The following is an 11940-nucleotide window of genomic DNA, read 5'->3' on the forward strand; positions in this document are numbered from 1 at the left end:
CGGTTGTCACCCCGGCGGCGCGGTCGCGACGCCGGGGCTCTGGAAAATAACAACAATAAATACAGGAATCACAAGATGCAGACGTCTATCTTGCGTACCGTTGCGACCGTTTCACTCGCCACCTTGTCAGCCACCGCTTTTGCCTATGACTTGCCTGGCCTTAACCTGGGCAGCACCAGTTTCTACGACGGATCGCCAGCCCCGGCGGGGCCGGGCTGGTATCTGGAGGAATACCTCGTTGCGTCCAGAGCCGACCGTTTCAACGACGTCAACGGCAATAAACTGCAACTTCCGAAACAAGACGTCGATGTTCTGGCAATGACGACGCAGATCATCTATGTCGGCCAGCCGCTGGCCAACGGCGCGATGCCGGGGATCACCGCGATCAACACCTCACTGGCCCATGTCGATGTGGACGATGGGCTGGACAATACGGTGTTGAGTTCGCGTGCCGGGTTTGGCGACGTGGTGATCGGCCCGTTTCTGCAACTGCCCACCCTGACGCGCGCCGACGGCAGCCCCTTGTTGGCCCAGCGGATCGAGGCGGATATTGCGGTGCCGGTGGGTGCTTATAACCGTAACCGTTCGATCAACCCTGGCAGCAACTTCTGGTCGTTTAACCCGTACTACGCCGCGACCTACTGGTTTTCGCCAAAATGGTCAGCCAGCGGTCGCTTCATGTACTTGTGGAACGGCAAGAACGATGACCCGCAGGCAGGTTTCGGTAACGTCTCCGACACCCAGGCCGGTCAGGCACTGCATGCCAACCTGACTTTGCAATATGCGGTAACCGAGCAATTGTCCCTGGGACTGAACAGCTACTGGCTCAAGCAGTTCACCGATACTCAGGTGGACGGCCATGACGTCAGCGGTCGCAAGGAAAAAGTCTGGGCCATCGGGCCGGGCTTTCTCTATTCGTTCAGCAAAGAGAACGTGCTGTCGGTCAACAGCTACTTCGAACAGGGTGCGCAAAACCGTACCGAAGGCAACAAACTGGTGCTGAACTTCCTGCACAGGTTGTAGCGGTCATGCAGGACTCTTCTGCCAACGCACGGTTGTACCTCTCGCGTCTCACGCCAGTGGCGCCTGTAATGCGCTGGCGCGAGAGGTATTCGGACTGTTTATGACTGGTAGACCTTTTTCAGCAGCCGGAGCAGGTCCTGGCGTTCCTGATCATTCAGCGCCGAGGTGGAATCCAGATCGCTGTCGATGGCGATCTGTTTCAGTTCGCGCAGCAACGTTTCGCCGGTCTTGCTGAGAAATATGCCGTATGAGCGTTTGTCTGGCTTGCAGCGTACCCGCACGGCCAGTGCGCGGCTTTCGAGCTTGTTGAGCAACGGCACGACTTGCGGCGGCTCGATCGCCAGCGCCTTGGCGAGGTCAGCCTGCATCAGGCCGGGGTTCTGTTCGATGATAGCCAATGCTGAAAACTGTGCAGGTCGCAGATCGTGCGCTGAAAGGCGCCCGATCAGGTTCTGGAAAAGCTTGAGTTGCGCCCGCCGCATGGCATAACCGATCAGGTCGTCCAGAGCAGAATCCGTGGGCGGCGAAGCCTCTTCAATCAGTGCGGTAGCCTGGCAGACGTCGTCGAGGTCGGATGGCTTGGCCATTGAGAAGCGGTCCTTTTGCTAAGTGTTTAACGGGTCAGCCGTGCAGTTTGCCGAGGTTGGCAGATGATGGCTATCGAACGTGCAGAAGTGTGACCGGGATATTTGGGCGGAGTGCCAAGAATTTACTTTACATGACTAATAGTTAATTGACATAACTATATTTGCCGCCTAATTTGAAGTCATCTCCACAATCAAGAATAAGAGAGCACTGCCATGAACCATTACGAAGGTCGCTGGACAACCGTCAGGGTCGAGATCGAACAGGGCATCGCGTGGGTCATTCTCAACCGGCCGGAAAACGCAACGCCATGAGCCCGACCCTCAACCGGGAAATGATCGATGTGCTGGAAACCCTCGAGCAGGACCCTGATGCAGGTGTTTTGGTATTGACCGGTGCGGGGGAGGCCTGGACTGCCGGAATGGACCTCAAAGAATACTTTCGGGAAGTGGACGCCGGTCCGGAAATCCTTCAGGAAAAGATCCGCCGCGAAGCTTCCCAATGGCAGTGGAAACTGCTGCGCATGTACGCCAAGCCGACCATCGCCATGGTCAACGGCTGGTGCTTCGGCGGTGGCTTCAGCCCGCTGGTTGCCTGTGACCTGGCGATCTGCGCCGATGAGGCAACCTTCGGCCTGTCGGAAATCAACTGGGGCATTCCGCCGGGCAATCTGGTGAGCAAGGCAATGGCCGACACCGTAGGGCATCGCCAGTCGTTGTACTACATCATGACCGGCAAGACCTTCGACGGTAAGAAAGCCGCCGAGATGGGGCTGGTCAATGAAAGCGTACCGCTTGCACAGTTGCGTCAGGTGACCATCGATCTGGCACTCAACCTGCTCGAAAAGAACCCGGTAGTGCTGCGTGCCGCCAAGCATGGCTTCAAACGTTGCCGCGAACTGACCTGGGAACAGAACGAAGATTACCTGTACGCCAAACTCGACCAGTCGCGCCTGCTGGACAAGGAAGGCGGTCGTGAACAAGGGATGAAGCAGTTCCTGGATGACAAAAGCATCAAGCCCGGGTTGGAGACCTATAAGCGGGAGCTTTGAGCTTTGAACTTTGAGCTTTTAGCTTTTAGCTTGCGGTTGCTTTTGAGCTTGCAGCTAGAGTCTTACCGCTGCTCCCAAAACAATAATGAGGAATCACCCATGCTGGATGTGCCCCTGTTGATTGGCGGCCGGTCGTGCCCGGCGCGTGACGGACGTACGTTTGACCGCTGTAACCCGGTAACCGGCGAGGTAGTGTCGCGGGTGGCGGCTGCGACGCTTGAGGATGCGGACGCTGCGGTGGCTGCGGCTCAGGCTGCATTTCCGGGCTGGGCGGCTCTGGCGCCCGGTGAGCGTCGTCACCGCTTGCTCAAGGCTGCCGAGCAATTGCATGCCCGCAGTGCCGATTTCATAGCCGCTGCTGGAGAAACCGGAGCGATGGCCAACTGGTACGCCTTCAACGTGCAGTTGGCGGCCAGTATGTTGCGTGAAGCGGCGTCGATGACCACCCAGATCGTCGGCGAGGTGATTCCTTCCAACGTTCCCGGCAGTTTTGCCATGGCTTTACGCCAACCCTGCGGCGTAGTGCTCGGCATCGCACCGTGGAATGCGCCGGTGATTCTTGCCACTCGGGCCATCGCCATGCCGTTGGCGTGTGGCAATACCGTGGTGCTCAAAGCCTCGGAGATGAGTCCGGCCGTGCATCGGCTGATTGGCCAGGTGTTGCAGGATGCCGGGCTCGGGGACGGGGTGGTCAACGTGATCAGCAACGCGCCGGCTGATGCTGCAGCGATTGTCGAAAGGTTGATCGCCAATCCTGCGGTGCGCCGGGTCAATTTCACCGGGTCCACCCATGCCGGGCGCATCGTTGGTGAACTGGCGGCCCGTCTTCTGAAGCCTGCACTGCTGGAACTGGGCGGCAAGGCACCCTTTCTGGTACTGGACGACGCCGATCTGGATGCAGCGGTCGAAGCGGCGGCATTCAGCGCTTATTTCAATCAGGGCCAGATCTGCATGTCGACCGAGCGCCTGATCGTCGATCAGAAGGTTGCGGACCGCTTTCTGGCCAAACTGGCAGCCAAGGTCGAAACCCTGCGGGCTGGCGATCCGCATGACAGTGATTCGGTACTGGGGTCGCTGGTGGATGTCGGCGCCGGCACGCGTATCAAGGCGCTTATCGACGATGCGGTCGGTCTGGGAGCCACGCTGGTGGCAGGCGGCCAGTTGCAGGGCAGCATTCTGCAACCGACGCTGCTCGACGGGGTAACGGATCGCATGCGCCTGTACCGCGAAGAATCGTTTGGGCCAGTCGCCGTCATGATTCGCGGGGAAGGGGACGAAGCGCTGCTGCGCCTGGCCAATGATTCGGAGTTCGGTCTGGCTGCGGCAATATTCAGCCGCGACACCGGCCGCGCACTGGCACTGGCCCAGCGGGTCGAGTCGGGCATTTGCCACATCAACGGGCCGACCGTCCACGACGAGGCGCACATGCCGTTCGGCGGGGTCAAGTCCAGCGGCTATGGCAGCTTTGGCGGCAAGGCCTCGATCGAGCAGTTCACCCAGTTGCGTTGGGTGACCTTGCAAAACGGCCCGCGACACTACCCGATCTGATATTCCCTGCACTGACAGCACGTCTTGTAGCCAATGCGTTATTGTCAGTGAGCCACGCATAACAATAACAAGGCCGCAGCCCGGCGCTGCTGCGCTCATCCCCCGACGGCCAGGTGTTGTCCGGCGAATGCGCGCCTTGATGGAGAGAACGCACGTGAGTTCCGAAATCAGATCATCATCCCGCGAGCCCCGTTACCGTGAGGTCGCCATCGGCCACCCGGCCATCGAGGTCCGCGAAGAGCAGGGTATTGTGCACATGCGCTCGCTTGAGCCGCTCGCCGAATACCCCGAGCGATTGCTCGAACGCCTGGTGCATTGGGCCAGCGTTCGCCCGCAACAGACCTTCATTGCCGCCCGCGACAGTTTCGGCGGATGGCGCAAGGTCAACTATGCCGACATGTTGATCGACGTCCGGGCCATTGCCCAGGGTTTGCTCACATACGGCCTGTCAGCCGAAAGACCGCTCGCGCTGCTGTCGGGCAACGACATCGAGCATTTACAGATTGCGCTGGGGGCGATGTACGCCGGGATTCCGTATTGCCCGATTTCACCGGCCTATTCGGTCCTTCTCAGGATTTTGCCAAATTACGCCACGTCTGCGATGTATTGCAGCCAGGCCTGATTTTCGTCAGCGATGCAGCGCCTTTCCAGCGCGCGATCGATGCGGTGATTCCAGCCGACACACCGATCATTACGGTGCGCGGCCGATTGAGCGGCCGGCGACAGGCGAGTTTCACCAGCCTGCTCGAAGAGGCGGGTGGCCCGGAAGCCGAGGCCGCTTTTCAGGCCTGCGGGCTGTTCAGCGCATCGTCGACGCTGCGCAGAATCACGTAGGCGCGATTGAGAAAGTGCCGGCCGGCTTCGGTCAGGCTCATGCCTTGCGCCGAGCGCTGAAACAACAGCGTGCCGAGCATGCCTTCCAGTTCCTTAATTGCCGTGGTGACGGCCGACTGGGAGATATTCAGGTGAATGGCCGCCTGCGAAATCTGCCCGATCTCGGCGGTTGCAACGAAATAGCGAACCTGGCGCAGGGTCAGGGACATAGTGACTCCAGTCAGCGTTATTACAGTTGGCGGAGTATCTGTTTTTCAGAAGACAGCGTATCTGTTAATAGATCTTCCCAAGGGGTGAGGGTGAATCTAACGTGGTTTCCATCAACTCGATAGCCTCAGGAGCAACGCCATGCAGGTGGATTTCAACTCGGACATGGGTGAAAGTTTTGGCGCATGGACCATTGGCGACGGCGTGGATACCGAACTGATGGCGTTCATCAGCTCGGCGAATATCGCCACCGGTTTCCATGCCGGCGACCCCGGCACCATGCGCCGCACGATCGAGCAGGCCAAGCGTCTGGGTGTCGCCATCGGTGCGCACCCCGGTTTCCGCGACCTGGTGGGTTTCGGTCGGCGGCACATCAATGCCCCGGCGCAGGAACTGGTCGACGACATGCTCTACCAGTTGGGCGCCCTGCGTGAACTGGCGCGGGTTCAGGGTGTGCCACTGCAACATTTCAAACCTCACGGCGCGCTCTATATGCACCTGGCCCGTGACGAAGAAGCAGCCCGGCTGCTGGTGGAAAACCTGCAACGACTGGAGCCTGATTTGCTGCTTTACTGCATGCCCGGCTCGGTAATCTGCAACATCGCTGAAGAACTGGGCCAGCCGGTGATCCGCGAGTTCTATGCAGATCGCGACTATGACCTGAGTGGTTCGATTGTGTTTACCCGCAATGTGCGTGCTCATGACCCGGCCGACGACGCGGCGCGTGTGGTTCGTGCCTGTCAGCAAGGGTTGGTGCGGACGGTCGAAGGGCAGGATCTGGCCATCGCGTTCGATTCCATCTGCCTGCACAGCGACACGCCTGGAGCCCTGGCACTCGCCGAAGCCACGCGGGCCGCGCTGGACCAGGCCGGCATCGAGGTGCGCGTGCCACGGTGAATCACGCACGTTGAATCCTGATGGCATCGTGCGCACAGACACACGAGCCCGTTGACCGATCTTTGCCTGCCTTTCTACAACGATTCCAAAAGGAACAGACATGGCTGATCCGATTCGCTACAGCTTTGGTGCCGACGAGCACTTGTTTGCCGAGGTCAGTGACAGCATGTCGCTGGAGGCTTTTTTCACCGGCATGGCCGTGACCCGCGCGGTCGAGCGTCTGGCGCTGGACGGCGTGCTGGACGTGTGCCTGGCAAACGCATCGTTTCAGATCCGCTTCGATCCGGACCGTATCGCCCCTCACGCATTGCTCGAGGCGGTACGCGAAGCCGAGGCCGGGGCGATCGCCGAGCGAACCCTGCAAACCCGGATCATCGAGATTCCGGTGCTCTACAACGATCCTTGGACTCACGAAACCCTGATGCGCTTTCGCGACCGCCATCAGGACCCGAGCGCCACGGATCTGGAGTACGCGGCACGGATCAACAACCTCGCCGATGTGGAGGCCTTCATCGCAGCGCACAGCGGCGCGCCGTGGTTCGTGTCGATGGTGGGTTTTGTCGCCGGTCTGCCGTTCATGTTTCAGATGGTCGAGCGTGAACGTCAGCTGCAGGTGCCCAAATACCTGCGTCCGCGCACTGACACGCCGAAATTGACGCTGGGCCACGGCGGGTGCTTCGGCTGTATCTACTCGGTACGCGGGGCGGGCGGTTATCAGATGTTCGGCGTCACCCCGGCCCCCATTTACGACCCGCAACAAAAACTGGCGTACCTGAAAGAGCACATGGTGTTTTTCCGGCCGGGCGATATCGTGCAATTCAAGCCGGTCGACCGTGAGGCTTATGATCGTGCCGTGGCCGAGGTGGAAGCGGGGCGCTTCGATCTGCGCATTCGTCCGGTCGAGTTTTCCCTGGATGCCTTTCTGGCCGATCCGGTCGGTTATCCCAAATCGTTGCAGGAGGTGCTGGCATGATCAAGGTCATCAAACCGGGCCTGGCCACGTCAGTTCAGGACCTTGGCCGCGAAGGCTATTACCACCTGGGCATTCCACCGTCGGGCGCGCTCGACCAGTACGCGCTCAGTGCGGCCAATCAACTGGTCGGCAATCCGCCAGGCGCCGCAGGGCTGGAGTGCACACTGGTCGGGCCGGAACTGGAATTTCAGTGCGACACGCTGGCAGCCGTCTGTGGTGCACACATGGCCGCGCGTCTGGACGGTGTGGAGATGCACCATGACACTGCTTTTTCGGTCAAGGCCGGGCAGGTATTACGTTTCGACTTCCCCAAGGACGGTGCGCGTACCTACCTTGCAGTCGCGGGCGGTATCGATGTGCCGCTGGTGCTGGGCAGCCGTTCAACCTACACACTGGGCGCGCTTGGCGGTATTCAGGGCCGCAGGCTGGAGGCTGACGACCAGTTGCCGATAGGCACTCCCAGCGGCAAGGGGCGGGTAGGGGCGAGCTTGCCCATGGCGCTGCGCCAGTCGCTGGGCGGCGAGGTCTACCTACGCGTGGTGCCGGGCCTGTATTACGAGCGTCTGACCGAGTTTGCCGCGACTAGCTTCTTCTCCGAGTCGTGGACGGTAGGTTCTGAAGCCGACCGCATCGGTTATCGCTTCAAGGGTGGCCGTGCATTGACCTTTCAGCCTCGCGAACAGCCGTTCGGCGCAGGCTCCGATCCCTCGAACATTGTCGACAGTTGCTACCCGATAGGTTCGATTCAGGTCCCGGCCGGACTGGAGCCGATCGTGTTGCACCGGGATGCCGTTTCGGGCGGCGGTTACGCCATGATCGGCACCGTGATCAGCGCCGACCTTGACCTGATCGGCCAGATGCAGCCGAACCAGAAAGCCCGCTTTGTTGCGGTCACTCTGGAAGATGCCTTGCTGGCGCGAAAATCCTACAAAAAGAAACTCGCCTGCCTGAGCAAGCTGTTTGCGTCCTGACGCGATCAGCGGGCAGGGCGCCAGGGTAGCGTCCTGCCAGCTGTTCTTCGCGAGCCCGTCAGTCGGCCTGCGCGGGCGTCAGTTGCTTGAGCAATCGGGTGCGGCAGACATCGAGTATCTCGTCCGCCAGCGGTGAGTCGTCCGGGCAACTGCGCGACAGCAGTACCGCGCCGAGCGCATGGGCGAATGTATCAATGGTGATTGCCCGTGCTCGCTGGCGTGTCGCGTCGTCAGCATCTGCGGGCGCAAAGGCCGCCAGCATCTGCTCGATGCCGTCCGCAAAGGTCTGTTTGACATCAACCGACTGTCGCGCTGCGTCGCCGCAGAGCGCAGCCATGGTGCAACCTGTTCCGGGGTTGTCGCGGTGTTCTCTGGACAGGTAGAAATCGATGAACTGCACCGGATCGATAGCCTTCGATTTCTCCGCCGTCTGCGAGATCGCGCAGGCCGCCGCCTCAGCCATCAGATCGGATTTTGAACCGAAGTGCTTGTAGAACCCGCCATGGGTAAAGCCTGCCGCTGCCATCAGATCCGCCACCCCGACACCGTCGTAGCCGTGCTCGCGAAACTGGACGGCTGCCGTCTCGACAATATGTGCCCGGTTCGCTTGAGCCTGCGCTTTGGTGACTCTCATGTGCGTTGCCTCTTTCGTCTGTTCCGTTCGACAGGCTGTCAATATAGCATTGATGTTGACCATCATTAAAGTGATTGACAGTTAAGATGTCGATCGTAATTATATTGACGGCCGCGGCGCTGCTTGCACCAGGCCGCTTCCCGATGACTTTACCGAGAGACAGCAAGCATGAACTATCAACTGTTCGGAAAAACCGGGCTCAGCGTTTCCCGGGTCGCACTGGGTACGGGAAACTTCGGCACTGGCTGGGGTTACGGCGCCGACCCGGACGCCAGCAAGGCGATCTTCAATGCTTACGCCGATGCGGGCGGCAATTTCATCGATACCGCGGACGTCTACCAGTTTGGTCAGTCGGAGGAGTTGCTCGGTACGTTGCTGCAAGGCCGGCGCGATGATTTCGTTCTGGCGAGCAAATTCACCAACAGCGCCGCACCTGCGCCCAACCGCCTGGCGACAGGCAACAGCCGCAAAGCGTTGGTGATCTCAGTGGAGGCAAGTCTCAAGCGCTTGAAGACCGACCGGATCGATCTCTACTGGGCGCATCACCCGGACGGCGTCACGCCCATGGAAGAGATTATTCGGGGCTTTGAAGACTTGGCTCGCGCCGGAAAGATTCTTTACGCCGGGCTTTCCAACTTCCCGGCATGGCGGCTGGCCCGCGCGGTGACGTTGGCCGAGATCAGTCGCACACTGCCTGTCGCGGCAGCGCAGTTCGAGCACAGCCTGGTGCACCGCGAGCCTGAAGCCGATCTTTTCCAGGCCTCGCATGCGCTGGGTCTTGGCGTCGTGACCTGGTCGCCGCTGGGCGGCGGCATGCTGACCGGCAAATACCGCCAGGGCGAGACAGGCCGGGCGGAAGGCTTTGGCGGCAAGGTCTTTCAGGCGGAAAACTCGGCGCAGCGTACGCTGATCCTTGATACCGTCCTTGAAATAGCCGCCGAGCTTGGCGTCAGCGCCAGTCAGGTTGCCATCGCCTGGGCGGGCACGCACGGCGCGGTGCCGATCATCGGGCCCCGTACGCACGAGCAGATTGTCGACAACCTCGGCGCCTTGTCACTGACTCTGGCCGACGAGCAGCTCAAGCGACTCGATGCATTCAGTGCTCTGGATCCATCGGTCCCGGCAAGGTCATTACCGGTAGCTGCTTGACCATCGATAGCGTACAGAGCCTAGGGAAAAGCCCGATCGTCGGGCTTTTTAGCGCTCAGGCAAGCCGACGAGCACGTATCTTCAATCTTTTGTTGAAAGTGTTAACGTATTCCCCGCGTTTTTCTTTGCGACCAGCAAGACCAAACTGTCCGCCGTCCTGTCTACCCCATCATGCTTGAGCAGCGTGTCCTGAGGAACGTCATTACACGCTGTGAGCACCAACCGTCCCAGACTGTGTAAAAACTACTGCGCTTGGCAATACTGCGTTAAAAACAGGCGAAAAATGCTCATTTAGAACACCTAGGGAGACGCTGATTTATTCTAAAACCCAGCTGTTGCCCCCAGATAAATCAAGGCCTCCAGAGCGTTGCAGGGACGAAAAATCGAATAAATCAGCGCCTCCCTAGACTCCGCTTTTTCGCCTGTTTTTGCCTTGTCTTACCTTCGCTCGTAACGTTTTTACACACTCTGGTCCTGTCGATGAACAGCCTGGCTGGCTCATCAGGAGAAAAAACATGCATCGAAAAACCCTGTCCGCAGCATTGGCGATCCTTTCGGCAACCAGTCTTGCAACCTCATTGGCCTATGGCATGACCGCCACCGCACTGCCTGAAAACGCGCCTGCGGACAAACACATTGGCACGCTTGAGCAGGTTCATGCCTTCTATGATGCGATGCCTACCGGCGTGACAGTGTCCGAAACCGGGCGAATCTTCGTCAACTTCCCTCGCTGGGGTGACAAGGTGCCGTTTACGGTGGGCGAGATTCGCGACGGCAACGTGTTGGCTTATCCGGATCAGGCCGTCAATCAGGAAAACCCGAAAGACCCCGGTGACGGTTTGATCAGCGTGCAAAGCGTGGTTGCCGATGGCAAGGGCCGCGTCTGGCTGCTCGACACCGCGGCACCGGAGTTTTCTTCTCCACGGCCACGTGGTGCCAAGCTGGTTGCGGTTGACCTGGCCAGCAATCGGATCGTCAAACGGCTGGTATTCCCGGACAACGTCATATTGCCTGGCACCTATGTCAACGACATGCGTTTCGACTTTCGCAAAGGCCCGGAGGGAACGGTCTACGTCACCGACTCGTCGGTGAGCGGTCCGGGAGCGATCATTGTCATGGACATTGCCAGCGGGCATGCGGTGCGGCGGTTGAGCGGGGCGAAAGCGACGTCCGCAGACCCTGATTTCGTGCCGGTCGTGGAAGGCGTGCAGGTGCTCGGTCAAGGCCCGGACGGAAAGCGCAAGCCTGTCACCGTAGCCTCTGACGGGATCGCGCTGTCGGCAGATGGCAAAACTTTATATTTCTCGCCCTTGTCCAGCCGTCATCTGTACTCGGTCGCCACCGATCTGCTGAATGATAGCCAGGTGACCGAGCCGCAACTGGCGGCAGCGGTCAAGGATCTGGGTGAAAAGGGCGCTTCCGACGGCCTTGAATCTGATGCAAACGGCGCTGTATACGCCGGTGATTACGAGCACAATGCCATTCGCAAGCGTCTGCCGAGCGGCGTCTGGCAGACCGTCGCGCACGATCCGCGCATGCTGTGGCCGGACACGCTGTCGGTGGGTCCGGACGGATACCTGTATTTCATCGTCAATCAGTTGCACCGTCAGGCGGGTTTTAATGCAGGCCAGGACAAACGTGAGAAACCGTACAGTCTGCTGCGCGTGAAAATCGACGCCAGGCCCGCGCCGACGCATTGATCGAACTGAATCAAAACTGAATCGAATAGCGGAGAGTGGATAATGAGCACGCCGACACAACAAGTGGTCTTGATCGCGGTACTGAAAGCCAAAGCGGGCAAAGAGTCCGCATTGAAAGACGCGTTATCGGCGCTGGTGCCACCCACCCGGACAGAGCCGGGAAATGTCGAATACGTGCTGTTCGAACAGCGTGACGAGCCGGGGACGTTCTACATGCGTGAATGTTTCAAGGATCAGGCCGCACTGAATGCCCATGTTGCAGCACCCCACTATCAACAGTTTGCCGCTGCCAGCAGCGAGTTGCTTGCAGAGCCGCCGCAACTTGTTTTTCTTGATCAGGTATCAGACTGAGTCCGTATCAGGGCCCG

The 11940-nt window shown here is 59.7% G+C and carries 10 protein-coding genes and 3 pseudogenes; 10 read left to right on the forward strand and 3 right to left on the reverse strand.

The features are described from left to right. Nucleotides 1-75 precede the first annotated feature (75 nt). Nucleotides 76-1023 (forward strand): SphA family protein, encoded by a 948-nt coding sequence (locus BLT55_RS07840; protein WP_055001465.1) that lies wholly within the window; start codon nucleotides 76-78, stop codon nucleotides 1021-1023. Nucleotides 1024-1121: 98 nt separating this feature from the next. Here the strand turns inward: BLT55_RS07840 and BLT55_RS07845 are convergent, their stop codons facing one another. Further along, nucleotides 1122-1610, reverse strand: coding sequence for a MarR family winged helix-turn-helix transcriptional regulator (locus tag BLT55_RS07845; RefSeq protein WP_007249498.1), 489 nt, complete (start codon nucleotides 1608-1610; stop codon nucleotides 1122-1124). A 213-nt stretch (nucleotides 1611-1823) separates the two neighbouring features. Between BLT55_RS07845 and BLT55_RS07850 the strand changes: the two are divergent. The 3 genes and pseudogenes from BLT55_RS07850 to BLT55_RS07860 form a co-directional block, all read left to right on the forward strand. Further along, nucleotides 1824-2659: pseudogene (locus tag BLT55_RS07850) on the forward strand (p-hydroxycinnamoyl CoA hydratase/lyase). 99 nt (nucleotides 2660-2758) lie between these two features. Further along, on the forward strand, nucleotides 2759-4207 hold the full coding sequence (locus BLT55_RS07855; RefSeq protein WP_055001466.1) for an aldehyde dehydrogenase: 1449 nt from the start codon (nucleotides 2759-2761) through the stop codon (nucleotides 4205-4207). A 154-nt stretch (nucleotides 4208-4361) separates the two neighbouring features. Further along, a pseudogene (locus tag BLT55_RS07860) lies at nucleotides 4362-5023 on the forward strand (AMP-binding protein); the annotation flags it as partial. Here BLT55_RS07860 and BLT55_RS07865 read toward each other — a convergent pair. After that, nucleotides 4996-5250, reverse strand: a pseudogene (locus BLT55_RS07865) (LysR family transcriptional regulator); the annotation flags it as partial. The pseudogenes BLT55_RS07860 and BLT55_RS07865 sit on opposite strands and share 28 nt — an antisense overlap. Before the next feature lie 139 nt (nucleotides 5251-5389). Here BLT55_RS07865 and BLT55_RS07870 point away from each other — a divergent pair. The 3 genes from BLT55_RS07870 (at nucleotide 5390) to BLT55_RS07880 (ending at nucleotide 8089) form a co-directional block, all read left to right on the forward strand. After that, nucleotides 5390-6145 carry a 5-oxoprolinase subunit PxpA gene (locus BLT55_RS07870; RefSeq protein WP_055001468.1) on the forward strand — a complete coding sequence of 252 codons (756 nt, stop codon included), beginning with the start codon at nucleotides 5390-5392 and terminating at the stop codon, nucleotides 6143-6145. A gap of 100 nt (nucleotides 6146-6245) precedes the next feature. Then, a complete protein-coding gene (locus BLT55_RS07875) occupies nucleotides 6246-7118 on the forward strand; it encodes a 5-oxoprolinase subunit B family protein (RefSeq protein ID WP_055001469.1) in 873 nt (290 codons plus the stop codon). Then, the gene (locus BLT55_RS07880) at nucleotides 7115-8089 is read left to right on the forward strand and encodes a 5-oxoprolinase subunit C family protein (RefSeq protein WP_055001470.1); all 975 of its coding nucleotides are present in this window, start codon (nucleotides 7115-7117) and stop codon (nucleotides 8087-8089) included. The genes BLT55_RS07875 and BLT55_RS07880 overlap by 4 nt, the downstream gene beginning before the upstream one ends. A gap of 58 nt (nucleotides 8090-8147) precedes the next feature. Here the strand turns inward: BLT55_RS07880 and BLT55_RS07885 are convergent, their stop codons facing one another. Continuing rightward, nucleotides 8148-8723, reverse strand: coding sequence for a TetR/AcrR family transcriptional regulator (locus BLT55_RS07885; protein ID WP_055001471.1), 576 nt, complete (start codon nucleotides 8721-8723; stop codon nucleotides 8148-8150). A 168-nt stretch (nucleotides 8724-8891) separates the two neighbouring features. Here BLT55_RS07885 and BLT55_RS07890 point away from each other — a divergent pair, with 168 nt between their 5' ends. The 3 genes from BLT55_RS07890 (at nucleotide 8892) to BLT55_RS07900 (ending at nucleotide 11923) form a co-directional block, all read left to right on the forward strand. Continuing rightward, entirely contained in the window at nucleotides 8892-9872 is a 981-nt protein-coding gene (locus tag BLT55_RS07890) for an aldo/keto reductase (protein ID WP_055001472.1), read from the forward strand. 515 nt (nucleotides 9873-10387) lie between these two features. After that, nucleotides 10388-11572, forward strand: a complete 1185-nt coding sequence (locus tag BLT55_RS07895) for an L-dopachrome tautomerase-related protein (protein ID WP_055001473.1) — start codon at nucleotides 10388-10390, stop codon at nucleotides 11570-11572. A gap of 42 nt (nucleotides 11573-11614) precedes the next feature. Further along, nucleotides 11615-11923, forward strand: a complete 309-nt coding sequence (locus BLT55_RS07900) for a putative quinol monooxygenase (RefSeq protein WP_055001474.1) — start codon at nucleotides 11615-11617, stop codon at nucleotides 11921-11923. Nucleotides 11924-11940 lie beyond the last annotated feature (17 nt).

Origin of the sequence: Pseudomonas cannabina (assembly GCF_900100365.1) — a bacterium.
Classification (GTDB): domain Bacteria; phylum Pseudomonadota; class Gammaproteobacteria; order Pseudomonadales; family Pseudomonadaceae; genus Aquipseudomonas; species Aquipseudomonas cannabina.